This is a genomic window from Lampropedia puyangensis, from assembly GCF_004833285.1.
Classification (GTDB): Bacteria; Pseudomonadota; Gammaproteobacteria; order Burkholderiales; family Burkholderiaceae_C; genus Lampropedia; species Lampropedia puyangensis.
The window spans coordinates 27,473-51,609 of the sequence record NZ_STFG01000009.1; the positions used below are offsets into that span (position 1 = coordinate 27,473).

The following is a 24,137-nucleotide window of genomic DNA, read 5'->3' on the forward strand; positions in this document are numbered from 1 at the left end:
AGAGGTACGCCATGTTCAAGAAACCGTTTTCTAGCACCACGACGCCCAAATCCGATGCGGCCTACGATGCCGACCGCCCTTTGGCCTTGCACTGCCGTTGTGGGCAAAGCCACAGCAGTCAGGGCGAGTGGAATGCTTGCCAAAGTTTGGAAACGCGCACAGAAGAGGCCAGTCATGACATGGTGGAAGCCAGCCTGATCAAAGCGCTGTTTCCTAACGACCAGTTGCGTCGCAATTTTCTTAAAGCCGTTGGCGTGGGGGCTGCGCGGGCAGCTATTGCCTCGGTTGTGCCTTTGGGAGCTATGCAGGCCATGGCTCAGGAAAAGGGAAATCTGGAGAAGAAAAACCTCAAGATTGGCTTCATTCCGATTACCTGTGCTACCCCATTGATCATGGCGCACCCGATGGGGTTTTATGAATCTGAGGGGTTGCAGGTTGATGTGATTAAAACCGCCAATTGGGCCTTGATTCGCGACAAGATGATCAATGGCGAGCACGATGCGTCACAGTTTCTAAGCCCCCAACCAATTGCCATGAGCATGGGCGTAGGTTCCACGCAAGCTGATATGCGCGTGGCCACGATCCAGAACACCAATGGCCAGGCCATCACGCTGGCCAACAAGCACAAGAACAACCGCGATCCCAAAAACTGGAAAGGAATGAAGTTCGCGGTGCCATTTGATTTTTCCATGCACAACTTCTTGCTGCGCTATTACGTGGCAGAAGCGGGGTTGAACCCGGATACGGATATTCAGATTCGAGTGGTTCCACCCCCTGAAATGGTGGCCAATTTGCGGGCAGGCAACATCGATGGGTATCTGGGCCCAGACCCATTCAACCAGCGCGCCGTTTTTGAAGAGGTGGGTTTTATCCATTTGCTGACCAAAGACCTGTGGGACGGCCATCCTTGTTGCACCTTTGGCACTTCGGCCAAATTCATTCAAGAAAATCCCAATACCTTTGCGGCGCTGTACCGTGCAGTGCTCAAGGCGTCGCAGTTCGCGCGTGATCCTGCCAATCGGCCTGCTATTGCCAAAGCCATTGCGCCCGCACAGTATTTGAATCAGCCTGAGATAGTGATTGCGCAGGTGTTAACAGGCCGCTTTGCAGATGGTTTGGGGAATGTGCAGAACGTGCCCAATCGCGCGGATTTTGATCCCATGCCATGGCAATCTATGGCGGTGTGGATTCTCACGCAGATGAAGCGCTGGGGCTACATCAAAGAGGATGTGAATTACCAGCAACTGGCCGAGAAAATTTTTCTGACCACAGATGCCAAAAAGCAAATGGCCCAGCTGGGTATGCCAGTGCCTGATGAGAGCACACGCAAGTTCACCATTATGGGCAAGGAGTTCGATCCGAGCCAGCCGCAGGCGTACCTTGATAGTTTTGCGATTCGCAAAACCGCGTAAGGAAGGGGATGCACATGGCACCACGTCTGTCATTCAAAGCAGCGCTGCTCTCGTTGGTCATTTTGGCTGCGATCGTGGTGCTATGGGCAGCAGCGACCTCTGCACCAGCAGGGGGCGCGGCTGCGGCAAATCTCACGCCCGAACAAATCGAGTACATGCAACTGATGGGACAGGACCCTACGCAAGCCACAGGAGCAGGTAGCAATGCCAGCGGCTTTCCCACACCTGTGCAGTTCTGGCATGCCGCTGTGCAGCAATTGAGTCACCCGTTTTATGACAACGGCCCGAATGACAAAGGCATTGGCATTCAACTGGGATGGTCGCTTATGCGTGTGGCCGCCGGCTTTGCGCTGGCTTGCTTGGTTGCAATTCCACTGGGATTTGTGATTGGCATGTCACCTTTGCTGCGACGCGCTTTAGACCCTTTTATCCAGGTGCTCAAGCCAATTTCGCCATTGGCATGGATGCCGCTGGCGCTTTACACCATCAAGGACTCCAACATCAGTGGGGTGTTTGTGATCTTCATTTGCTCGGTCTGGCCTATGTTGGTCAATACCGCTTTTGGTGTGGCAGCAGTCAAGCGCGAATGGCTCAATGTGGCCATGACGCTTGAGGTCAACCCCATACGCAAAGCGTTTCAGGTGATTTTGCCTGCAGCTGCACCCACCATTTTGACGGGCATGCGCATCAGCATGGGCATTGCCTGGCTAGTGATTGTGGCTGCTGAAATGCTGGTGGGCGGCACTGGTATTGGCTACTTCCTTTGGAACGAATGGAACAACCTGTCGTTGACCAATGTGCTCTTTGCGATTGTGATGATTGGGGTGGTTGGCATGCTGCTCGATCAGGCCTTTGCGCTGTTGCAAAAGAAAGTCACCTATGTGGAGTGAGCTAAGCACGTGTTTACGATCTCGCCCCAGCCGCGCAAGACATAAAAAAGAAGCAGTGCAAGGCACCTGTTGTTTGCCGTCAATCCCACTTGTATGGCACCCCTGTTCAATTTAGCTCAATAGATATGAATGCAATGACTGTAGAAGGCGATTTCTCTGCGCCGCCCGCATCAGGTGTGGGTATAGAGGGCGGGGCAACTGCGCTTGGCCGCAGCGATCAAGGCTTTTTGAAAGTGGAAGGCTTGCGCAAGGCTTATCAAGAAGATAAGCCGGTGTTTGACCATGTGAACTTCAGCCTCGATCGTGGGGAGTTTGTGTGTGTGATTGGCCATTCGGGGTGTGGGAAAACCACCATCTTGAATGTATTGGCAGGCTTGGATACCGCCTCTGGCGGGCACGTGATCATGGCCGGACGGGAGGTCAGCGGGCCCAGTCTTGACCGCGGCGTGGTGTTCCAGAGCCATGCGCTGATGCCTTGGTTGACTGTGCGTAAAAACATCGCCTTTGCAGTGAAGTCACGCTACCCCGATTGGACTGCCGCGCAAATCAATGCCCATGTTGAGAAAAATGTGGCCTTGGTGGGCTTGTCCCACGCAATCGACAAGAAGCCTTCTGCGCTTTCTGGCGGGATGAAACAGCGCGTTGGGATTGCCAGAGCCTTTGCAATTCAACCCAAGATGCTGCTGCTGGATGAGCCCTTTGGCGCATTGGATGCGCTCACGCGCGGCACGATTCAGGATGAGTTGATGGCCATCGTGCGGCAAACGCAGCAAACGGTGTTCATGATCACCCATGATGTGGATGAAGCCATTTTGTTGGCAGACCGTATTTTGCTGATGAGCAATGGTGCTGACACGGCACAAGGTTACGTGCCCGGAGGTATTGCTGAAGTGGTGGTAAATCCATTGCCAAGGCAGCGCACGCGCGCCGCTTTGCACCATTTGGAGGGCTATTACCCACTGCGTAACCACATCGTCGATTTTTTGGTCTCTCGCGCCAAACCCCATTAATGGCCGCAGCACCCCAGTCTGCTCTGGTGGCATGGGGGCAGTCAGTTTTTTTGTTTTATTTCTATGCGGCGTAATGCCCATTTATTTTTACAGGAGCAACTCTATGAATCGCAACGACGTTACTGAAAAAATCATCACCGCCAAAGTCAGCAAAGGTTTGAAGTGGGATGAGATCGCTCGGGTGGTGGGTATGAGCAAAGAATGGGTGACCGCAGGATGTCTGGGGCAAATGACTTTCAATGCAGAACAAGCCGCAGCGGTGGCAGGTTTGTTTGAGTTGACGGAAGAAGAAACCAAGTGGTTGCAAGTGGTGCCTTACAAAGGATCTTTATCTGGCCCAGTTCCCACTGATCCGCTGATTTACCGCTGGTATGAAGTGGTGAGTGTGTATGGCTCCACAATCAAAGAGCTGATCCATGAAGAGTTTGGCGACGGCATTATGAGCGCGATTGATTTCAGCATGGATATCCAGCGCGAATCCAATCCCAATGGAGATCGCGTCAACGTGGTCCTGTCAGGCAAGTTCTTGCCATACAAATCCTACTGATGTGTTGGTGGGGCGCGGTTGTGGTGTTGTGCGTGGGGCGGCCCTTTGTTCGCTTTACCGCGCCCGGCGCAGCGTGAGGTTGTAGCGCATCGCTCCGCATTCGCTGTGGGGCGCGCCAGTGAGGTGCTTGATACCATGAAAGCGCAAGCGATCCGTCCCGCCCCAGACCACTATATCCCCATGGTGTAGCAGCACCTGTGATGGTCGGTCACTGCGCTGCATGCCGCCCCATAAAAACACCGCGCTCATTCCGAGCGAGATAGACACGATCGGCTGTGTGAAGTCGCTTTCGTTGCGGTCTTGGTGCAGCGACATCTTGCTTTCGGGCGTGTATTGGTTGATCAAGCACGAGTCAGGCATAAAACCGTTAAAACCAGCTTCACTGGCCGCGTCGATGGCCAGTGTCTGCCATGCAACAGGTATGGAAGGCCATGGCTTGTTTGTGTCAGGATGTGCAGTGGCATAGCGATAGCCCCTTTCATCAGATACCCAGCCCTGCGGCCCGCAACTGCTGGTGCGCACCGACATCCGGTGGCCGCCGGGTGTTTGCAGTTGGCATAGCGGTGCTTGCAGGAGTGCCGATTGAATGCCTTCGAACAATTGCTGAGCATAGGGCAAAGCCCTCTGGCGCAGTACCATCGCTTGCGGGCCAAGCCGCAGTTGCAAGGCCTGCGGTTCGTTGGCAAACAAATCGAATGAGGCTGTCATGGTTGTGCAATGTGTCCTTCAGGCATCGTTTGTCGTTGTCACTGGCGGCGGGAGGGGGGAGGCTTGACTGCGCTTTGCCTGTTGTTGAAGACGCAGGCGCCTGCGGCCTTGCCCGAGCTGGGGAAGGGCGCAGACCAATGCTTGTGTGTAAGGGTGCGTGGGTTCGTGAAAGAGCTTGCTTGGACTGCCTTTTTCTACGACTTTGCCTTGGTGCATGACCAGCATGTCTTCACACAAATGGTGAATGGCGGCCATGTCGTGGCTGATGAGCAAGAAGGAAATGCCATAGGTGGTTTTGAGCTCCAGCATCAAATCCAGCACCTGTGCTTGGATGGTGACATCCAATGCGCTGACAGGTTCGTCGGCTACGATCAAACGCGGGTGGGTCATCAGGGCACGCGCAATGGCAATGCGCTGGCGCTGGCCGCCAGAGAATTCGTGCGGATATTTGTCCAGATCACGGCTGTGCAGGCCAACCCGTTGCAGCATTTTTTCGGCTTTTTCGCGCAGGGTGGCACGATCGCGGTGGCCCAGCGCATGCAGTGGCTCAGTGACGATGCGTTCAATGCGCTGGCGCGGATCGAGTGAACTGTATGGATCCTGGAAGACCATTTGAAAGTCTGCACGTGCCAATTGGAGTTGGTGCGGCTCCATCGCGTTCAGGTCACGCCCGAGTAGGCGAACACGGCCACTGCTGGGGCGTTCTAAGGCCATGATGATGCGTGCAAGTGTGGATTTTCCTGAGCCCGATTCACCCACGATACCCAAGCTTTGACCAGGAAGAACACTAAAGCAAATGTCATCGAGCACCTGCGTTTGGGGGGGCGGACCGAACAGCCGTTGCCGGGGAAGCTTGTAGTGGTGTGATATGTGCTGCACCTCCAGTAAGGCACTGCGTGCGGTGAAGGCAGCACTCATGCTGGGCTCTCCTCTGGCGCAGGGCTGCCCTCATCGCTCAAGCTAAAGGCCATTAAGCGTTGGCGAGATTGCATCAACTGCTGGGTATACGCATGCTGGGGGGCTGCAAAAACACTGGCTGTGGGACCTTGTTCGACAATGCGTCCTTCGGTCATGACGGCAACGTGGTCGGTGTAGTCTGAAATGACCGCTAGGTCGTGTGAAATCAGCAGCAACCCCATGCCTTGTTCCCGCACAAGTTCATCGAGTAAATCGAGAATTTGTTGTTGCACGATTACATCCAGTGCGGTGGTTGGTTCATCGGCAATCAGCAGGGCGGGTTGGCAGGCTAGGGCCATGGCAATCACGATACGCTGGCGCTGCCCGCCTGAGAATTGGTGCGGGTAGGCGGATAGGCGCTCACGCGCACGCGCAATGCCGACACGGTCGAGCAGCGCTGTTGCTTGACTGAGTGCTTCTTGCCGACTGAGTCGTTTGTGCAAGCGCAGCGGTTCGGCCACCTGATCACCAATCGTGTGTACCGGATTGAGTGCTGTCATAGGCTCTTGAAACACCATAGAGATGCGATTGCCTCGCAGTGTTTGCAGTGTTTTGTCACGCACGCCTATCAATTCCTGCCCTTGCATGCGAACGCTACCGCTGGCTTGGACGTTAGGAGAGAGCAGGCCGAGCAGCGCGAGCGCGGTAAGGGATTTTCCGCTGCCGGATTCGCCCACCAGGCCCAAGGTTTGCCCTGTTTTAAGGATGAAATGCACATCCTGCACCAGTGGTGTTTGGTGCGGATGGTTCTTGAGTTCCACGCACAGATCGTTAACGACCAGTAAGGGCGCATGCGCGATGGTGCAGGTCATCGCGCACTCCCCGTCAGGCGAGGATCGAGGCGATCTCGTAGACCGTCCCCCAGTAGATTCAACCCCATCACTGCCAAGGCAATGGCCAGTCCAGGATAAACCGCCAGCATGGGGGCATCAAACAGTTTGGATTGCGCTTCACTGAGCATCCTGCCCCAAGATGGGGTGGGGTATTGGGTGCCAAGCCCCAAATAGGACAATGCCGCTTCAGCCAGGATGGCAATGGCAAATTGGATGGTGGCTTGCACGATCAGAATCGGTAGCAAGTTGGGAACAATGTGTTCACGCGTGATAGCCCAGGGGCCTTTACCGCATGCACGCGCTGCCATGACAAAGTCGCGCTGCCACAATGCGTTGGCAGAGGCGCGGGTGACCCGCGCAAAGACCGGGATGCTGGCAATCCCAATGGCCAGTATGCTGGTGGTCAAGCCTGTGCCGTAGGTGGCGCGCAGCATGATGGCTGTCAAGATGGCTGGAAATGCAAAAGTCAAATCTGACACGCGCATGATGATTTCTTCCATCCACCCTTTGCGCAAAGCAGCTAGCAATCCCAAGGCAACTCCGCATAGCAGCCCGATAGAGACGGCAATGATTCCTACCAATACAGAACTTTGGGCACCGACCATGAGTTGAGAAAAAGTGTCATGCCCGTACATGTCGGTGCCAAGCCAGTGCTGCATGCTCGGTGGTGCTTGGCGAAGGCGGAAGTTTTGCTCTCCCGGTGGATGGGGTGTCCAGATCAGCGAGAGCAGTGCACAGGCAAGCAAGAGGGCGGTGCAACCCCCTCCAATCACCAGCGTGGGGGAGCGAAAGATGCGGGTGCCTGCGCTTGGCAAAGGGGCCTGGCGTGGGGTTGAGAGCGTCATGGCGAAGCTTGGGCATTGCGCAGATGCGCTGTTTGTATGCGGGGGTCGATCCAGGCGTACAGCACATCCACCAGAAAATTCACGACGATGACCAGCGCCGCCAGCAGCAGTACGCAATTGCGCACAACGACCATGTCGCGGTTTTCAATGGCGCGGAAAATTAGTCGTCCAAGCCCCGGGAGTTGGAATACGCTTTCGACCACAATCGTGCCAGCGAGCAAGTTTGCAAATTGCAGGCCAGCAACAGTCACCACTGGGATCAAGGCATTGCGCAGCGCGTGTCCAAACAGTACCTGCGTGTGCGAGAGTCCTTTAGCGCGTGCGGTGCGGATGTAGTCTTCACGCAGCACTTCCAGCATGGCCGATCGGGTGATACGTGCCAGCATGGCTGCCTGGACCATGGCAAGGGACAAGGCTGGTAGGGTCAGGGCTTTGATGGCAGGCCACAAGCCCCCGCCTGCGGCGGCACCCCAACCCGGGAAACCGCCTGCGGAAAACCATTTCAGATGCACGGCGAAGACCATGACCAGCAAGATAGCAAACCAAAAATTGGGCACCGCCATTCCGATCTGGGTGAGCCCCATGGTGACGATGTCTCCGGTTTTGTTGTGCCTGGCTGCGGCGTAAATGCCAGCCAGCAATGCAATGCTAATGGTCAGAACAATCGCCAACACAGCCAGCGGAATGGTTAGTTGCAGGCTTTCCCAAATCAAGCCGCTGGCCGGAACGTCATAGGCATAGCTCTGCCCCATGTCGCCTTGGAGAAGGTGGAAAATCCACAGCCCGTAGCGCTCCCACAGCGGGTGGTCTAAACCCAATTGAAGAGTGAGTGCTTGAACTGCTTCGGGTGACGCATCAGGACCCAATATGACTTGGGCTGCATTGCCTGGCAGCACTTCCAGCGCAAGCATGACTAATACCGAGGCGCCTATAAGAGATAGCAGCAAGGTGATGAGCCGCTTGATGAGATAGGCTTGCATGGTGTGCGTTGGTATGCAGGCGGGACTGCGCGCGCGTCAGATTGCAGCTGACGCGCTTGGCTAGTGTGGCGTTGAGTTGCTTAGGCTGAAGGCGATGGCATGCCAATGGTGTGGCTAAACCCGCCGTCGACATACAAAATCTCCGATGTAATGCCGGAGGCCAAGTCCGAGAACAAGAATGCTGCTGCGTTGCCCACGTCTTCAATGGTGACATTGCGGCGCAGTGGGGATGTATCGGCAAAATTGGAGAGCAGCTTGCCGAAGTCCTTGATGCCGCTAGCAGCCAATGTCTTGATTGGGCCTGCGCTGATGCCGTTGACGCGAATGCCTTGTGGCCCAACGGCTTCTGCCAGATAGCGCACGCTTGCTTCCAAACTGGCTTTGGCTAGGCCCATTGTGTTGTAGTTCGGTACCGCACGAATGGCGCCAAGATACGACAGGGTGATGAGTGATGCGCGTTCATTCAGAAATGGCATCGCAGCTTTGGCCAAAGCTGGAAAGCTGTAAGCGCTGATGTCATGCGCGATGCGAAAGCCTTCGCGTGAGAGGCCTTCCAGAAAGTTGCCGGCAATGGCTTCGCGTGGGGCGAAGCCAATGCTGTGCACAAAGCCGTCGAATGTGGGCCAATGTGCAGACAGATCGGCAAAGAGCTTGTCAATTTGCGCATCATCGGCCACATCGCAATCAAAGACCAGTGTGGAGTTGAATTCAGCGGCAAACTCGCTAATGCGATCCTTGAAGCGTTCACCCACATAGCTGAACGCCAGTTCGGCGCCCTGTTCATGGCAGGCTTTGGCAATGCCGTAGGCAATAGAGCGGTTGGACAAAACACCCGTGATCAGCAACTTTTTGCCACTGAGAAAACCCATGAAACACTCCTTCTTGTGTTGTTTGTAATGTGCGTTGACCCTAAGCGTTCAATACGCTACCAATATGAGCGGGCCGCGCAACTCAGGCAGAATTGTCGCATGGACACGCATACCCCATTCTCTAGGCTTTTTGCAGCGCTTGCCACGCTGGTGTGTTTGCTTGGCTCTGCACCATCCTGGGCGGCGCATGCCTATGCGCAGTGGGGAGAGCCGAAATATCCATCCAGTTTTACGCACTTTGATTACGTCAACCCCCTCGCGCCCAAAGGCGGTGAGATTCGGCTTATCAGTGGCTTGGCTCGTTCGAGTTTTGACAAGTACAACCCATTTACCATGCGTGGTTCTGCGCCGTCGAACTTGCTGGAGTTGATGTTCGAGTCTTTGTTGACGCTGTCTATGGATGAGACCGCCACGGGATATGGGCTGCTGGCTGAGAGTGTCGATGTGGCTGCAGATCGGTTGTCTGCCACCTTTGTGATTCGGCAAGAGGCTCGCTTCCATAATGGCAAGCCAGTTCTGGCTGAAGATGTGAAATACAGTTATGAGACCTTGATTAGTTCTCAGGCTGCTCCACTGTATGCGTCTGTCTTTGCTCAGGTCAAGCGGGTGGTCGTTGTGGATGAGCGCGTTGTGCGTTTTGAATTCAAACGCCCCGACCGTGACTTGCCATTAACGGTTGGTGGAATGCCGGTTTTCAGTCGTGATTGGGGCGTTGTTGATGGTGTGCGCAAGCCATTCGATGAAGTGGTGATGGATACGCCGATTGGCAGTGGTCCTTATACCATCGGCCCGGTGGTTTTTGGTCGTGACATTACATATGTGCGTGATCCGAATTACTGGGGGGCGCATTTGAATGTCAACGTGGGCAGTTACAACTTCGATCGCGTCACCATTCGACTCTACCAAGATGCAACAGCGCGGCTTGAGGCATTAAAGGCGGGGGAGTTCGATGCGATGCAGTTTTTTAGCGCAGGGGATTGGGCGCGGCGCACCAAGGGGCGCAAATTTGATTCGGGTGAGTTGGTCAAGGCGGAGTTTGAACACCATAACCCTGCAGGGTTTCAGAGTTATTTTTTAAATTTAAGGCGTCCGCTTTTGCAGGATGCCCGTGTGCGCAAGGCATTGAATCTCGCGCTGGATTACGAGTGGCTCAATCAGCGTTTGTTTTTTGGTTCGTATCAGCGCGTACGTGGGATCTTTGGAAACACGCAGTGTCAGGCAGAAGGAGCTCCTTCGGCGCAGGAGTTGGCGTTGCTGCAGCCGTGGCGTAAGAGCCTGCCGGCTGCGGTGTTCGAGCCCGTTGAGCCTCCTCCTCGTACGGATACGTCACCAGACGGCTTCAGGGCTAATTTGCGACAGGCACAAGCACTACTGGCACAAGCAGGTTGGCGACTGGATGCTAAAGGAGTGTTGCGTAATGCAGACAATCAAGTGCTTGAACTGGAGTTGATGGATAGCAATGCCTCTTCTATTCGGGCAGTTGCCCCTTGGATTCGCAATTTGGAAAAGCTGGGAATTACTTTGCGCTTCCGTGCGGTGGACTATGCTTTGTACTTGCAGCGAACCCAGCAGTTTGATTTTGATATCACGTCATTGAATCTTGGTGGCCTGACGCATAACCCCGGGCAAGAGTATCTTGATTTGTTTGGCACTGGAGCTGCGATTACGGAGGGGTCATACAATTTTGCAGGGATTAATAATCCCGCCATTGATGCCGTAATCAACCACATGAGCAGTGCGCAAACACATGAAGAGTTTTTGGCTGGGTGTAGGGCGCTCGAGCGGATCGTTGTAGCCGAGGCGATATTGATACCACAGTGGTATGCCGCGACATTTCGGGCGGTCTACAACGCTCGACTATTGCAATTTCATTCCCCTATGCCTGCATATGTGGTGCGTTTTGATGTCTGGGCGATGTCAACCTGGTGGTATCAATAAAGCAAAAAGAGAAGCATTCTTGAGGAAGGATGCATTGGAATGTTGCCGAGATGGGACAAGGCATCCTAATTATTTGTTGACTTTGTTCTTTTGCTCGTAGACAATATGCAGCTTCGTCTAAATCGGGCGAAGTTTTCTGCCCAAACGTGGATGCGTGCTTGCTTTGGGTGAGCGCGCAAAAGCGACGGGTCCAAGACTGACTGTGTGGCAATGGTATTTTGGCGTTCACGTTGAAATGGCTGTTGTTCATGAGCGCAGGTTAAGTTGGGAATTAAATCAAATGATCCAGACAGAATCTCGTTTAGAGGTTGCCGACAATACAGGTGCTAAGTCTGTGTTGTGCATTAAGGTGTTGGGTGGTTCCAAGCGCCGTTATGCCAGCGTCGGTGACATTATTAAAGTGAGCATCAAAGAGGCGGCTCCTCGTGGTCGCGTTAAAAAAGGCGAAGTGTATAGCGCTGTGGTGGTTCGTACTGCCAAGGGCATTCGTCGTCAAGATGGCTCGCTGATCAAGTTTGATGGCAATGCAGCAGTTTTGCTCAATGCCAAGCTTGAGCCAATCGGAACCCGTATTTTTGGCCCGGTCACTCGTGAATTGCGCACTGAGCGCTTCATGAAAATTGTGTCCTTGGCTCCTGAAGTGATTTGAGGTGTGGCATGAGTAGCAAGATTCGCAAAGGCGATGAAGTCATCGTGTTGGCCGGTCGCGATAAAGGCAAGCGTGGTGTGGTTCTGTCTCGCAAGGATGAGAATTACTTGGTGATCGAGGGTGTGAACGTGGTGAAAAAGCACGTGCGTCCTAATCCAATGAAGGGTGAAGTTGGCGGTATCGTCAGCAAGACCATGCCAATCCATCAATCCAACGTGGCTATCTTCAATCAAGCGACTGGCAAAGCTGATCGCGTAGGTTTCAAGGTAGATCTCGCTGCTGACAAAGGTCAGCGTCGCGTGCGTGTATTCCGCTCTAGTGGCGAAGCGATCAAGGTGGCATAAATGGCTCGTCTTCAAGATTTCTATCGTGAGAAAGTTGTCGGCGATCTGACAACAAAATTTGGCTACAAGTCTGTAATGGAAGTGCCTCGCATTACCAAGATCACCCTGAATATGGGTGTTGGTGAGGCGGTTGCTGACAAGAAAATTATGGACAACGCTGTGGCTGATTTGACCAAAATTGCTGGTCAAAAGCCTGTTGTCACTAAGGCACGTAAGGCGATTGCGGGTTTTAAAATCCGTGAAGGTCAGCCAATCGGTTGCATGGTGACACTGCGTGGTGTTCGTATGTACGAATTCTTGGATCGTTTCGTGACAGTGGCTTTGCCTCGTGTTCGTGACTTTCGTGGTATTTCTGGCAAATCTTTTGACGGTCGTGGTAACTACAACGTCGGCGTCAAAGAACAGATCATCTTCCCTGAGATCGAGTACGACAAGGTGGATGCTCTGCGTGGTCTGAATATCAGTATCACCACAACAGCGAAATCGGACGATGAAGCCAAGGCGCTTCTGGCTGCTTTCCGCTTCCCGTTCAAGAATTGAGGTGCAATGTGGCTAAAAAAGCATTGATTGAAAGAGAACTCAAGCGCGAGAAGTTGGTGGCCAAGTTTGCCGCTAAACGTGCAGAGCTGAAGGCGATCGTTGATGACGCCAAGCGCAGTGAAGAAGAGCGCTATGCTGCTCGTTTGGAGCTGCAAAAGTTGCCTCGTAATGCCAATCCAACTCGTCAGCGCAATCGTTGCGAGTTGACTGGTCGTCCACGTGGCACGTTCCGTCAATTCGGTCTGGCTCGTGCAAAAGTGCGTGAGTTGGCCATGTCTGGTGACATCCCTGGTGTCATCAAGGCAAGCTGGTAAGCAAGTAGGAGATATTAATCATGAGTATGAGTGATCCTATTGCTGACTTGTTGACACGCATTCGCAATGCGCAAATGGTCAATAAGGCAAAAGTGTCTGTGCCTTCTTCGAAGTTGAAATTGGCGATTCTTCAAGTGTTGAAGGATGAAGGCTATATCGACGGTTTCGAGGTGGTGCGTGATGGTGCTAAAGCAGATATCAGTGTTGATCTGAAGTATTACGCTGGTCGTCCTGTGATTGAGCGCATCGAACGTGTTAGTAAACCTGGTCTGCGTGTGTACAAGCCAAGCAAATCTATTCCTCAAGTGATGAATGGTTTGGGTGTGGCTATTGTGACTACACCGCAAGGCGTAATGACTGATCGCAAAGCGCGCGCTGCCGGTATCGGTGGTGAAGTTTTGTGCTTCGTTGCGTAATTCGGGATTGGAGGAATACTGAAATGTCTCGAGTTGCAAAATTGCCAGTGGTGATTCCCGCTGGTGTAGAAGTGGCCATCAAAGATGGTCAGATCGCAGTCAAAGGTACTGGTGGCCAACTGGCTATTGCTGAAAACGCTTTGGTTACTGTGAGTCAAGAAGCTGGTGCAGTGAAATTCGCGCCAGCGAATGATTCGCGTGAAGCTGATGCTCTGGCAGGTACATTGCGCCAATTGGTTAACAACATGGTGATCGGCGTGACCAAGGGCTTTGAGCGTAAGCTCAATTTGGTCGGCGTGGGTTTCAAGGCTGCTGTTAGTGGCAACAAGTTGAATCTGGCTGTTGGCTACTCTCACCCTGTTGAATTTGTATTGCCTGAAGGCGTTTCGGCTGCAACACCAACACCTACAGAGATCGTGCTCAAGGGCGCGAATAAGCAGGTTCTGGGTCAGTTTGCTGCTGTTGTGCGCGAAGTGCGTCCTCCTGAGCCTTACAAAGGTAAAGGTATCCGTTATTCGGATGAGGTCGTCACGATCAAGGAAACCAAGAAGAAATAAGGGGCTGCAAGATGTTGAACAAAAAAGAACAGCGTTTGCGCCGTGCCCGTCAAACTCGTATCCGCATTGCCAAGCAAGGCGTGGCACGTTTGACTGTGCATCGTACCAATCAGCATATTTACGCGACTGTCATCTCCGAAGATGGCGCCAAAGTTGTCGCATCCGCTTCTTCGCTGGAAGGCGAACTGCGTGGTTCCATCAAAGGCGGTACAGCTGATGGTGCATCTGCAGTAGGCAAGCGTATTGCTGAGAAGGCTAAGGCTGCTGGCGTCGAAAAGGTGGCGTTTGATCGTGCAGGTTTTGCATATCATGGCCGTGTTAAAGCATTGGCAGAGGCTGCTCGTGAAGCAGGCCTGCAGTTCTGATTGAGGCTAACAATGGCTACTAAAAACCAAGCGAGAGCGCAAGAAGAAGCCCGTGACGATGGTTTCAAGGAGAAAATGATCTCCGTGAACCGTACCACAAAAGTGGTTAAGGGTGGTCGTATTCTGGGTTTTGCTGCCCTGTCTGTGGTTGGTGATGGCGATGGCCGCATCGGCATGGGCAAAGGCAAATCCAAGGAAGTGCCTGCAGCAGTGCAGAAATCCATGGAAGAAGCCCGTCGTAACCTGATCAAAGTGTCTTTGAAGAATGGCACATTGCACCATGGTGTACATGGTCAGCATGGCGCAGCTCGCGTGATGTTGGCTCCAGCTCCCAAGGGGACTGGTATTATCGCCGGCGGTCCAATGCGCGCTGTGTTTGAAGTGGTTGGTATTACAGACATCGTGGCCAAAAGCCATGGCTCTTCCAATCCTTACAACATGGTTCGTGCAACTCTGGATGCGCTCAATCGCTCTACTACTCCTTCAGAAATCGCTGCTAAGCGCGGTCTGTCGGTAGAAGATCTGTTGGCTTGAGAGGTGTAAAGATGTCTACAAACCAAACCGTCAAGGTCCAACTGGTTCGCAGCCCTATTGGTACGAAGGAATCGCATCGCGCGACTGTTCGTGGCCTGGGTCTTCGCAAACTCAATAGCGTCAGCGAACTCCAAGACACGCCAGAAGTGCGTGGCATGATTAACAAGATCAGCTATCTGGTCCGAGTTCTGTAAGAGGTAGATGATGCAACTCAATACCATCAAACCCGCAGAGGGTGCCAAGCACGCTAAACGCCGCGTTGGTCGCGGTATCGGCTCTGGCTTGGGTAAGACCGCAGGTCGTGGTCACAAGGGGCAGAAATCTCGCTCAGGCGGCTACCACAAAGTGGGCTTCGAAGGCGGTCAAATGCCTTTGCAGCGTCGCATGCCTAAGCGTGGTTTCAAATCCACAACGCTGAAATTCAATGCAGAAGTGACTTTGTCTGAGCTCGATCGTTTGGGTTTGGCTGAAGTGGATCTTCTGGTTTTGAAGGAAGCAGGCTTGGTGCGCTCTATTGCGAAAGTCGTGAAAGTTGTCAAATCCGGTGAATTGACCAAAGCGGTTAAGCTCACAGGTATTGGTGCAACTGCTGGTGCAAAGGCGGCTATTGAGGCTGCTGGCGGCTCCTTGGCTTAAAGTATTAATGGATGCAATTGCACCGCTAACCTTTGTGAATGAGGCTTGATTTTGGCAACAAACACTGCTCAATTGGCAAAGTCAGGCAAGTTTGGCGACTTGCGTCGCCGGCTTGTCTTTTTATTGCTTGCGCTAGTGGTTTATCGGATCGGCACGCATATTCCTGTCCCAGGGATCAATCCTGCTCAACTGGAACAAATGTTCTCGGGTGGGCAAGGTATTCTTGATCTCTTTAACATGTTCTCCGGTGGTGCTTTGTCGCGGTTCTCCGTGCTGGCCTTGGGGATCATGCCCTATATTTCTGCATCGATCATTATTCAATTAATGACCTATGTAGTGCCTACCTTGGTGGCACTGAAGAAAGAAGGGGAGGCGGGGCGCCGTAAGATTACCCAGTACACACGCTATCTGACCTTGGTTTTGGCCTTGTTCCAGTCCATGGGGATTGCGGTCATGTTGGAGAGTCAGCCAGGCTTGGTCTTTACGCCGGGTTTTGGTTTCAAAGTGACTACTATGGTTTCTTTGACTGCTGGCACACTGTTCATGATGTGGTTGGGTGAGCAAATCACTGAGCGTGGTATCGGTAATGGTATTTCCATACTGATCTTCGCTGGTATTGCTGCTGGTTTGCCTAATGCATTGTCAGGAACCTTGGAGTTGGTTCGTACCGGAGCAATGAGCATTGTCACCTTGTTGATTATTGCTTTACTGGTTGTGGCCTTGACTTACTTTGTGGTTTTTGTCGAGAGAGGTCAGCGGCGCATTTTGGTTAACTATGCGCGACGTCAGGTTGGGAATAAGGTGTATGCGGGGCAATCTTCGCACTTGCCTTTGAAGCTCAACATGGCGGGGGTGATTCCTCCAATCTTTGCTTCATCGATTATCCTGTTGCCGGCAACCTTGGTGAGTTGGCTCAGTACAGGCGACTCGATGCGTTGGTTGCGGGATATCGCAGCGAAGTTGACACCAGGTCAACCGATCTATGTGCTTCTTCTGGCTTCTGCCATTATTTTCTTCTGTTTCTTCTATACCGCTTTGGTTTTTAATAGCCGCGAGACAGCAGATAACCTGAAGAAAAGTGGAGCATTTGTGCCGGGTATTCGCCCTGGTGAGCAAACTGCAAAATATATTGATAAAATTCTGGCCCGATTGACATTGGCTGGCGCAATCTATATCACTGCAGTCTGTTTGTTTCCTGAGTTCTTAACTCTAAAGTACAACGTTCCGTTTTACTTTGGTGGCACTTCGTTGTTGATCCTGGTTGTTGTAACTATGGACTTCATGGCGCAAGTACAGAACTATGTGGTGTCGCAGCAGTATGAGTCGGTTTTGAAGAAAACCAATTTCAAGCCTGCGGGGCGCTAACAGTTTGTATTGAAAGTTTAGGGAGTTAGTGATGAAAGTATCGGCTTCTGTAAAGAAGATGTGTAGAAATTGCAAGGTCATTCGCCGCAATGGTGTCGTGCGTGTGATTTGTACAGACCTGCGCCACAAGCAGCGCCAAGGTTGAGGATTAAAGGACGTATATGGCACGTATTGCTGGTATTAACGTACCGCCGCACAAGCACGCAGAAATTGGCTTGACGGCAATTTATGGTATTGGTCGCACCCGTGCTCGCAAGATTTGCGAAGCATCTGGGATTGAGTACTCCAAAAAAGTCAAAGATTTGACTGATGCGGATCTCGAGAAAATCCGCGATCAAATCGCCTTGTTTACGATTGAGGGTGATTTGCGTCGTGAAACAACCATGAACATCAAGCGTTTGATGGATATTGGTTGCTACCGCGGTTTCCGTCATCGTCGTGGCTTGCCTATGCGTGGCCAGCGCACACGTACCAATGCTCGTACTCGCAAGGGTCCGCGCAAAGGCGTCAAATAAATCACTGTAAGTGGCATTGAAGGATAACAATGGCTAAAGGTTCTTCCGCCTCGCAGCGTGTGCGCAAAAAAGTTCGCAAGAATATTGCTGACGGTATTGCTCACATCCATGCGTCGTTCAACAACACCATCATCACCATTACTGATCGTCAAGGCAATTCGTTGTCTTGGGCTTCTTCTGGTGGTCAGGGTTTCAAGGGTTCACGTAAATCCACTCCATTTGCTGCTCAGGTAGCGTCTGAAGTGGCTGGTCGTGCAGCTATTGAACATGGTATTAAAAATCTGGACGTTGAAATCAAAGGTCCAGGCCCAGGTCGCGAATCTTCTGTTCGTGCGTTGGGTGCGTTGGGTATTCGCATTACATCTATTGCAGATGTGACGCCTGTTCCTCACAACGGCTGCCGCCCTCAAAAGCGTCGTCGTATCTAATCGTTGCAAGACCACCGCCGCCGGTGTTGTATGACATCGGCGGCTCCTGCATTTTCAATGTGCAGTAGTTGAATCAAAGGAAATCAAGTGGCACGTTATATTGGGCCTAAGGCCAAACTGTCCCGCCGCGAAGGCACCGATCTGTTCTTGAAGAGCGCACGTCGCTCTATCGCTGATAAAGCCAAGTTCGACACTAAGCCAGGTCAGCATGGTCGTACCTCAGGTAGCCGTACATCTGATTACGGTCTGCAGTTGCGTGAAAAGCAAAAAGTACGTCGTATGTATGGCGTGCTGGAAAAACAATTCCGTCGTTACTTTGCCGAGGCCGACCGTCGCCGTGGTAATACAGGCGCTAACTTGTTGTCTTTGCTCGAATCGCGTTTGGATAACGTGGTTTATCGCATGGGTTTCGGCTCTACACGTGCCGAGGCGCGTCAAATGGTTTCTCACAAAGCTATTTTGGTGAATGGCCAGCAAGTCAATATCCCATCTTACCAAGTCAAGGCGGGTGACGTTATTGCTGTGCGCGAGAAATCACGTGGTCAAGCGCGTGTGCAAGAAGCATTGCAACTGGCTCAACAAGTTGGCTTCCCAGGTTGGGTTGAAGTGGCTGTTGACAAAGCTGAAGGTACCTTCAAGAAGTCTCCTGATCGCGACGAATACGGCGCAGACATCAATGAATCTCTGATCGTTGAATTGTATTCACGTTGATCGGGTTTTCATTCTCCTCATTGAACCGCGACTTGCTCGCGGTTTATTCGCTTCACCAGCCTTACCGGTGTAACGAGCCGGGGGTATTGATAGGAAGTACATATGCAGACCAATTTGCTAAAGCCCAAGACAATCAGCGTTGAACAAATCACCACTAATCGCGCGAAAGTGGAACTCGAGCCTTTTGAGCGTGGTTACGGTCACACCTTGGGTAATGCGTTGCGCCGAGTGTTGCTCTCCTCTATGGTTGGTTATGCGCCGACAGAGGTGACCATCGCTGGGGTGTTGCACGAATTCTCGAGCATTGATGGTGTTCAAGAAGATGTTGTCAGCATTTTGCTCAACCTCAAAGGTGTAGTCTTCAAACTGCACAACCGTGATGAAGTGACTTTGAGCCTGCGTAAAGAAGGCGAAGGTGTAATTACTGCCGCTGATATCCAAACTCCGCATGATGTGGAAATTGTGAATCCTGAGCATGTGATCGCCCACATGTCTCAAGGTGCGAAATTGGATATGCAAATCAAGGTGGAGAAAGGGCGCGGCTACGTTCCTGGTACTATCCGCCGTTTTGCTGATGAGTCGACCAAATCGATTGGCCGTATTGTTTTAGATGCGTCTTTCTCGCCTGTCTTGCGCGTGAACTATACCGTTGAGAATGCCCGTGTTGAGCAGCGTACCGATTTGGACAAGCTCGTCATGGAAATCGAGACCAATGGTGCTATCACGGCAGAAGATGCTGTTCGTACCTCAGCCAAGATTTTGGTTGAACAATTGGCGGTGTTTGCGCAGTTGGATGACAACGATTTGTCTGAGTTTGACAAAGCGCCATCTAGTGGTCGCAATGCTGCTGCCTTTGATCCGATTTTGTTGCGTCCGGTTGATGAATTGGAGTTGACTGTGCGTTCGGCCAATTGCTTGAAGGCAGAGAATATCTATTACATCGGTGACTTGATTCAACGCACTGACAACGAGTTGCTCAAAACGCCTAACTTGGGCCGCAAGTCGCTCAACGAAATCAAAGAAGTTTTGGCTTCTCGTGGTTTGACTTTGGGTATGAAGTTAGAAAACTGGCCACCAGCTGGTTTGGAATAATCACATTTTGGTGTAGGCAACGCTTGTACCAAAAAACAATTCTTGTTGCACCTGCGGGTACCTGATACGGCCCGTGGTTATTTTTAAAAAGGAAACACTATGCGACACCGTAATGGCTTACGTAAATTAAACCGCACCAGCTCACACCGTTTGGCGATGCTGCGCAACATGAGCAACTCTTTGATTCAGCATGAACTGATCAAAACTACTTTGCCTAAAGCAAAAGAGCTGCGCCGTGTGGTGGAGCCGCTGATCACTTTGGCAAAAGTTGATAGCGTTGCTAACCGCCGTTTGGCTTTCGATCGTTTGCGTGATCGTGATTCCGTGACCAAACTCTTTACCGTGCTGGGCCCACGTTTCAATACACGTCCTGGTGGCTACACACGTATCTTGAAAATGGGTTTCCGTGTTGGTGATAACGCGCCAATGGCCCTGGTGGAATTGGTTGATCGTCCAGAAACTGAAAATACAGCAGAAACTTCCGCTGAAGTCTGAATTTAGTGTTATACTAACGGCTTACCGCGCGATGGAGCAGTCTGGTAGCTCGTTGGGCTCATAACCCAAAGGTCGGAGGTTCAAATCCTCCTCGCGCAACCAAATATAAAAAAGCCCGCTTTAGCGGGCTTTTTTAATGTCTTCCAATTCAAATTAATTGGATTCAGGCTTATTGGGCCAAAGGTGAGTTTCTGATCTTCTTGGCAGGTGTGATGTGGCTTATTTCTCGTCTTGTTTAATCCACAGACGCACTACGAGACCCAATAAAATGCCGATGACAATGACCAGCCAGAACAGCGCTGGGTTTGCCGCTTCCAAGCCAGACTGTAAATTCATTCCCCATGCGGCCCCAAGTGCCATGACCGGGAAGGTCAGTGCAGCAATCGTATTGAGCTTTCGCTGTGCGCGGATAACTGCTTCTGTAGCCCGTGTTTGCTGCTCTGCAGCTTGTGCGAGTTTGTAGTCGAGATCCAGTCTTGCATCGGCAAGCAACAACTCGAAGTTACGTGCAATTTCTACTGCTTTGTCTCGTTGGTCGATCAACCATTGGTCTTCTTTTACTGCATTGCGCCCTGCTTCCATGGTCTTTTGCAGGTTAACGGCTGCGCGTGTTATAGGTATGCAGTCACCAATAATCGAAAAAAGCGCGGCTGCATTCTCTGCAATATCGAGCGCATTGCTTAGGCGACTGAGCTCCTTCTCGTAGCGCAATAGCAGTTCTTCTAGCACACGTTGGCCACCTTTTTGGCCTTTGTAGAGCCATTGGCCTTGTGGTTCATTGTCAGGCAGGCGCAAAAATATTTCATGGTCTCGGGCTTTGCTTGCCTGTGGTGGTGCGTGCAGTACCAGCAGCAACTGACCGTCTTCAAAGATGGCGCGTTGTGCACCAAAACTGGCCGCTCCAAGGCGGCGTGTAATTGCTTCTGAGACCGGCCATTTGTAACGTTCTCGGCGTGTCATATGACTCCTAAATCCAGCCATGGGTAGCTTGCTCTCAATACTCTTTTGCCATGATCACATGCAGGAAGCGGGCTGTGAAGTCAATGGCATGCTTGAGCAGAAAATACTTCAAGATTTGTGGCGCAGATCATAAGGATTGCTGGCCTCCATTACTAAGTGTTGCTTTTACGTGGGTTTGAACAATGTTCAAAAGCATGCGCATGGCTGAAGTGGGCGTTCTGGCAGCTAGTTGCACAAGACCTATATTGACTTGCAGCGGATTTATTGCTTGTTGCTCAAATTCAACCACTTTTAATTCGACAATGTCACCGTTTTCTATTTCACGAGAAAACAGTGCTGGTGGTGCGATGAGCAGATAGTCAGAGGCCAGCGTGATTTCCTTCAAGACCGCCACGCTTTCACATTCAAATGCGATATTGAGTGGTTTTGTTGTTGCGGCATTGAAGGCTTTTTCTAGTGCCGTGCGAATGGGGCTAGGAAGGTGCACCGATGCGAGTCGCTCATGGAGCAGTTGATGCAGTGTGATCTGTTTTTGCTGGGCAAGTGGATGGTTGCTGCGGCACAAGATGGCGCCATGGTAACTGCCTAATGGTTCCACTACACAGGGGCCTTCTTGGGGAACCTCTTTGATGTCAGACACAAAGAAATGAATTTGTTCTTCTATCAATTTGTGCACTAACGCTTGCGTGTGGTCAACTTCTAAGCGAATGCGCACTTTCAGCAACTGTTGCTGTGCTAGCGCCAATACAGGGGCCATGACCAGAACACTGGAGTAGGGGCCTGCACCTAACACTATGTCGCCTCCTTCGCCTGAGCGAAGGAGTTCGGCTTCGTGGCTGAGATCATTGGCAGTGGACAGCAGACGTGCTGCAATGGCAACGATTCGGGTTCCATCTGCCGTAATCTGAACATGACGTGAACCACGGTCAAATAGTTTGAGACCGAGCGTTTCTTCCAGTGCACTGATGCTGCGGCTGAATGCAGACTGCGATAAAAACGCACGCTTTGCAGCTCTGGCAAAGTGCTGCTCTTCGGCTAGTAGCACTAAATGCTGCAGTTCTTTTAAGGTGGGGTGCATGGATGCTTATGAATTAATTGCATGGTTAACCATGAATTAATTCATAAAACGCATCGGAGAACTGTCGCGTAAGTGGCTGCTGCACTCAGCTTCATGAGGTTACGTAGATGTTGGTACTAGGTTGCTATTAAGACTGCACCCCCACTGCACATGCGCAGTTTGTACTGTTTTGCCGCGTACTTGCCGGTAGTTTTTTTGCGTATTTGAAATTACTCGTTGAAGAATTGATGCAAATGGTTCGCGGCCATGCTGATCATTTCGTGACGGGTTGCTGCCGTTGCACTACCCAAGTGGGGGGTCAATAACAGATTGGGTGCCTGTAGCAAACGCGGGTTGATATGGGGTTCATTTTCAAAGACATCCAATGCCGCTCCAGCAATGCGGCCTTGCTCTAAAGCATCGGCCAGAGCGTCTTCATCTAACACGCCTCCTCGTGCCGTGTTGACCAGCATCGCGTGCTTTGGCATCAATGCAAGTTCGCGCGCGCCGATCATATGATGGGTAGAAGGGTTGTAGGGCACCTGTAGAACCACAAAATCAGATATTTGAAGTAGTTCGCTTAGTGGCGTGTATGTGGCTTGAAGTGCCTGCTCTTGCGCTGTAGGTAAGCGATGGCGTTGGTGATAGTGCACGCGCATATCAAAACCAATCGCTCGGCGGGCAATTTGTTGGCCAACGCCTCCAAAGCCCACAATACCGATGCGACGATGATGCACATCCATACCCATCATGGGGGCGATTGGTTGCGTCCATTGACCTGCGCGTACCAGGCGATCGGCTCCAACGACATTGCGTGAGGCGCCCAGCAGCAGTGCAAATGCATGGTCTGCTGTTGGGTGATTGATCACACCAGGGGTATTGGCGACATGCACTTTGGCTTCTTGGCATGCCTTCAGGTCGATGTGGTTCAAGCCCACGCCTACAGATGAAATCATTCGCAGAGCCGCAGTATGGGTCAACTGATCTGCAGAAACTGGATTGAATACACTGATCAACACACCATCAGCCTGGTTGAGGCGCGTTTGCCACTGAGATGCAGGCAATGCTGTTGCATCCTGGTGTTCAACAACATGAGCCCAAGTGCGCAGGCCACTGAGAATGTCTTCGGGAATTTTGAATGCAATGGCAATGGTTGGTTGCATGCGCCGCCCCTGTTTCTTTAAAGTGTTTTGAGAAAATCAGAAATGGCTTGGTTGACCGGTTCTGGATGCGTCAGGTTAGGGGCATGTCCGCCTCCTTCGATAGGAGCCCAGACTGCATTTCTGAGCGATTGGGCCATGGTGCGCGCACGGGTGATGTCGATGGCCAAATCCTGCGTGCCATGGATGACTAGCGCGGGTACTTGGATTGCATGAATGGCGTCACTGATGTCATCGCGTGCAGCCAAGGTTTGAAAACACTGCAGAAGATCGCCCACTTGCATGCGTTTCCAGCGGTCCATCCATTCCCCAGAAGAGGGCCAGCCATCGCCCAAAATGAGATGCGCAATGGTTTGAGCTGCTGGGTCTGAGAGGCCACTTGTAGCCCACTGTTCAATCAGCTTTTTGTGCCCCACCATTTTGTGGGCTTCTTCTGGGAGTGCTTGCGTATCAATCAACACCAATGCACGCACACGGGAGGGGTGACGCAGTGCGGCGCGCAGCGAAAGGTACCCTCCTTGGGACATACCTGCAAAGACGGCTTGTTCGATGCCAAGATGATCAAGCAATGCGACTGCATCATTGGCTGAGTCATAGTAAGTGAACGGCTCGGATTGGCCGTTGGCAGTTCTGCCATGGCCTCTCTCATCCCAAGTGATACAGCGCCATTGTTCATGTAAAGCATTTATTTGTGGTGCGAACATATCGCCGTCCATGAGCAGACCATGCGAAAAAATAATCGCAGGTTGGTCTCCACCGGTATCCTCGAAATACAGCCGTTGGCCGTTGATGCTGGCATAGGGCATAGGTTGTCTCCTTGTTTTTTCTTTTCACAAATGCGTAAGCGATTCAGTCTTGAGAACTGTTCATTGGCATGAACGCACACCCCACAGTGCGGCCGGGTCATTTAAACCTCAAACAGCAACGTGCAACAGGGACCGCTGCTGCATTGGTGACATGGCATCACGCCAGCGGTTTTCCTATCATGGCCAATGCAGGGAGGGAAGCTT

31 protein-coding genes, 1 tRNA gene and 1 pseudogene are annotated in these 24,137 nt (G+C 52.0%); 23 read left to right on the forward strand and 10 right to left on the reverse strand.

The features are described 5' to 3' along the window. Positions 1-11 precede the first annotated feature (11 nt). The 4 genes from E9531_RS09470 (at position 12) to cynS (ending at position 3,859) form a co-directional block, all read left to right on the forward strand. Entirely contained in the window at positions 12-1,412 is a 1,401-nt protein-coding gene (locus E9531_RS09470; protein ID WP_136573522.1) for a CmpA/NrtA family ABC transporter substrate-binding protein, read from the forward strand. Positions 1,413-1,420: 8 nt separating this feature from the next. Further along, on the forward strand, positions 1,421-2,302 hold the full coding sequence (ntrB, locus tag E9531_RS09475; protein ID WP_136573523.1) for a nitrate ABC transporter permease: 882 nt from the start codon (positions 1,421-1,423) through the stop codon (positions 2,300-2,302). 125 nt (positions 2,303-2,427) lie between these two features. Next, positions 2,428-3,312: an ABC transporter ATP-binding protein gene (locus E9531_RS09480; protein WP_136573524.1), complete on the forward strand. Its 885-nt coding sequence runs from the start codon at positions 2,428-2,430 to the stop codon at positions 3,310-3,312. Positions 3,313-3,415: 103 nt separating this feature from the next. Further along, positions 3,416-3,859, forward strand: coding sequence for a cyanase (gene cynS, locus E9531_RS09485; RefSeq protein WP_136573525.1), 444 nt, complete (start codon positions 3,416-3,418; stop codon positions 3,857-3,859). Positions 3,860-3,913: 54 nt separating this feature from the next. On the opposite strand, the gene alkB is transcribed toward cynS, so the two are convergent. From alkB to fabI, 6 genes and pseudogenes are all read right to left on the reverse strand, one after another. After that, positions 3,914-4,567 (reverse strand): DNA oxidative demethylase AlkB, encoded by a 654-nt coding sequence (gene alkB, locus E9531_RS09490; protein WP_136573526.1) that lies wholly within the window; start codon positions 4,565-4,567, stop codon positions 3,914-3,916. An 18-nt stretch (positions 4,568-4,585) separates the two neighbouring features. After that, positions 4,586-5,485 (reverse strand): ATP-binding cassette domain-containing protein, encoded by a 900-nt coding sequence (locus tag E9531_RS09495; RefSeq protein WP_136573527.1) that lies wholly within the window; start codon positions 5,483-5,485, stop codon positions 4,586-4,588. 47 nt (positions 5,486-5,532) lie between these two features. After that, positions 5,533-6,336 (reverse strand): annotated as a pseudogene (locus tag E9531_RS09500) (ATP-binding cassette domain-containing protein); the annotation flags it as partial. Beyond that, the gene (locus E9531_RS09505) at positions 6,333-7,202 is read right to left on the reverse strand and encodes an ABC transporter permease (protein ID WP_136573529.1); all 870 of its coding nucleotides are present in this window, start codon (positions 7,200-7,202) and stop codon (positions 6,333-6,335) included. The pseudogene E9531_RS09500 and the gene E9531_RS09505, both read right to left, overlap by 4 nt. Beyond that, complete coding sequence (locus tag E9531_RS09510) at positions 7,199-8,182, reverse strand: ABC transporter permease (protein ID WP_136573530.1); 984 nt, start codon at positions 8,180-8,182, stop codon at positions 7,199-7,201. The genes E9531_RS09505 and E9531_RS09510 overlap by 4 nt, the downstream gene beginning before the upstream one ends. Positions 8,183-8,262: 80 nt before the next feature. Beyond that, on the reverse strand, positions 8,263-9,051 hold the full coding sequence (gene fabI, locus E9531_RS09515) for an enoyl-ACP reductase FabI (protein ID WP_136573531.1): 789 nt from the start codon (positions 9,049-9,051) through the stop codon (positions 8,263-8,265). Positions 9,052-9,150: 99 nt separating this feature from the next. On the opposite strand from fabI, the gene E9531_RS09520 reads away from it, so the two are divergent. The 19 genes from E9531_RS09520 to E9531_RS09610 all read left to right on the forward strand — a co-directional run bounded on the left by E9531_RS09520 (position 9,151) and on the right by E9531_RS09610 (position 20,052). After that, the gene (locus tag E9531_RS09520; RefSeq protein WP_136573532.1) at positions 9,151-10,989 is read left to right on the forward strand and encodes an extracellular solute-binding protein; all 1,839 of its coding nucleotides are present in this window, start codon (positions 9,151-9,153) and stop codon (positions 10,987-10,989) included. 280 nt (positions 10,990-11,269) lie between these two features. Continuing rightward, a complete protein-coding gene (rplN, locus tag E9531_RS09525) occupies positions 11,270-11,638 on the forward strand; it encodes a 50S ribosomal protein L14 (protein ID WP_136407833.1) in 369 nt (122 codons plus the stop codon). Positions 11,639-11,646: 8 nt separating this feature from the next. Continuing rightward, the gene (rplX, locus tag E9531_RS09530; RefSeq protein WP_136573533.1) at positions 11,647-11,982 is read left to right on the forward strand and encodes a 50S ribosomal protein L24; all 336 of its coding nucleotides are present in this window, start codon (positions 11,647-11,649) and stop codon (positions 11,980-11,982) included. Beyond that, the gene (rplE, locus tag E9531_RS09535) at positions 11,983-12,522 is read left to right on the forward strand and encodes a 50S ribosomal protein L5 (protein WP_136573534.1); all 540 of its coding nucleotides are present in this window, start codon (positions 11,983-11,985) and stop codon (positions 12,520-12,522) included. A gap of 8 nt (positions 12,523-12,530) precedes the next feature. After that, the gene (gene rpsN / locus E9531_RS09540) at positions 12,531-12,836 is read left to right on the forward strand and encodes a 30S ribosomal protein S14 (protein ID WP_136573535.1); all 306 of its coding nucleotides are present in this window, start codon (positions 12,531-12,533) and stop codon (positions 12,834-12,836) included. Between the two features lie 20 nt (positions 12,837-12,856). After that, positions 12,857-13,252, forward strand: a complete 396-nt coding sequence (gene rpsH, locus E9531_RS09545) for a 30S ribosomal protein S8 (RefSeq protein WP_136407829.1) — start codon at positions 12,857-12,859, stop codon at positions 13,250-13,252. Positions 13,253-13,275: 23 nt separating this feature from the next. After that, a complete protein-coding gene (gene rplF, locus E9531_RS09550; protein ID WP_136573536.1) occupies positions 13,276-13,809 on the forward strand; it encodes a 50S ribosomal protein L6 in 534 nt (177 codons plus the stop codon). 11 nt (positions 13,810-13,820) lie between these two features. Continuing rightward, positions 13,821-14,174 carry a 50S ribosomal protein L18 gene (rplR, locus tag E9531_RS09555; RefSeq protein ID WP_136573537.1) on the forward strand — a complete coding sequence of 118 codons (354 nt, stop codon included), beginning with the start codon at positions 13,821-13,823 and terminating at the stop codon, positions 14,172-14,174. 12 nt (positions 14,175-14,186) lie between these two features. Then, positions 14,187-14,708 (forward strand): 30S ribosomal protein S5, encoded by a 522-nt coding sequence (gene rpsE / locus E9531_RS09560; protein ID WP_136573538.1) that lies wholly within the window; start codon positions 14,187-14,189, stop codon positions 14,706-14,708. Between the two features lie 11 nt (positions 14,709-14,719). Then, positions 14,720-14,902, forward strand: a complete 183-nt coding sequence (gene rpmD, locus E9531_RS09565; protein WP_136407825.1) for a 50S ribosomal protein L30 — start codon at positions 14,720-14,722, stop codon at positions 14,900-14,902. A 10-nt stretch (positions 14,903-14,912) separates the two neighbouring features. Then, positions 14,913-15,344: a 50S ribosomal protein L15 gene (gene rplO / locus E9531_RS09570; RefSeq protein ID WP_136573539.1), complete on the forward strand. Its 432-nt coding sequence runs from the start codon at positions 14,913-14,915 to the stop codon at positions 15,342-15,344. Positions 15,345-15,395: 51 nt separating this feature from the next. After that, on the forward strand, positions 15,396-16,709 hold the full coding sequence (gene secY / locus E9531_RS09575) for a preprotein translocase subunit SecY (protein WP_136573540.1): 1,314 nt from the start codon (positions 15,396-15,398) through the stop codon (positions 16,707-16,709). Between the two features lie 31 nt (positions 16,710-16,740). After that, entirely contained in the window at positions 16,741-16,854 is a 114-nt protein-coding gene (gene rpmJ / locus E9531_RS09580) for a 50S ribosomal protein L36 (protein ID WP_136407824.1), read from the forward strand. Between the two features lie 16 nt (positions 16,855-16,870). Continuing rightward, entirely contained in the window at positions 16,871-17,224 is a 354-nt protein-coding gene (rpsM, locus tag E9531_RS09585; RefSeq protein WP_136573541.1) for a 30S ribosomal protein S13, read from the forward strand. 29 nt (positions 17,225-17,253) lie between these two features. Next, on the forward strand, positions 17,254-17,652 hold the full coding sequence (gene rpsK, locus E9531_RS09590; protein ID WP_136407822.1) for a 30S ribosomal protein S11: 399 nt from the start codon (positions 17,254-17,256) through the stop codon (positions 17,650-17,652). A gap of 87 nt (positions 17,653-17,739) precedes the next feature. Continuing rightward, on the forward strand, positions 17,740-18,363 hold the full coding sequence (gene rpsD, locus E9531_RS09595; RefSeq protein WP_136573542.1) for a 30S ribosomal protein S4: 624 nt from the start codon (positions 17,740-17,742) through the stop codon (positions 18,361-18,363). Between the two features lie 102 nt (positions 18,364-18,465). Beyond that, the gene (locus tag E9531_RS09600) at positions 18,466-19,455 is read left to right on the forward strand and encodes a DNA-directed RNA polymerase subunit alpha (protein ID WP_136573543.1); all 990 of its coding nucleotides are present in this window, start codon (positions 18,466-18,468) and stop codon (positions 19,453-19,455) included. Between the two features lie 99 nt (positions 19,456-19,554). Continuing rightward, on the forward strand, positions 19,555-19,950 hold the full coding sequence (gene rplQ, locus E9531_RS09605) for a 50S ribosomal protein L17 (protein WP_136573544.1): 396 nt from the start codon (positions 19,555-19,557) through the stop codon (positions 19,948-19,950). Between the two features lie 25 nt (positions 19,951-19,975). Continuing rightward, positions 19,976-20,052, forward strand: a tRNA-Met gene (locus E9531_RS09610). Positions 20,053-20,169: 117 nt separating this feature from the next. Here the strand turns inward: E9531_RS09610 and E9531_RS09615 are convergent. The 4 genes from E9531_RS09615 to E9531_RS09630 form a co-directional block, all read right to left on the reverse strand. Then, positions 20,170-20,910: a magnesium transporter CorA family protein gene (locus tag E9531_RS09615; RefSeq protein WP_136573545.1), complete on the reverse strand. Its 741-nt coding sequence runs from the start codon at positions 20,908-20,910 to the stop codon at positions 20,170-20,172. Between the two features lie 127 nt (positions 20,911-21,037). Further along, positions 21,038-21,988 (reverse strand): LysR family transcriptional regulator, encoded by a 951-nt coding sequence (locus tag E9531_RS09620; RefSeq protein WP_136573546.1) that lies wholly within the window; start codon positions 21,986-21,988, stop codon positions 21,038-21,040. A 209-nt stretch (positions 21,989-22,197) separates the two neighbouring features. Further along, the gene (locus tag E9531_RS09625; protein ID WP_136573547.1) at positions 22,198-23,130 is read right to left on the reverse strand and encodes a 2-hydroxyacid dehydrogenase; all 933 of its coding nucleotides are present in this window, start codon (positions 23,128-23,130) and stop codon (positions 22,198-22,200) included. 17 nt (positions 23,131-23,147) lie between these two features. After that, complete coding sequence (locus E9531_RS09630; protein ID WP_136573548.1) at positions 23,148-23,933, reverse strand: alpha/beta fold hydrolase; 786 nt, start codon at positions 23,931-23,933, stop codon at positions 23,148-23,150. Positions 23,934-24,137: the final 204 nt, after the last annotated feature.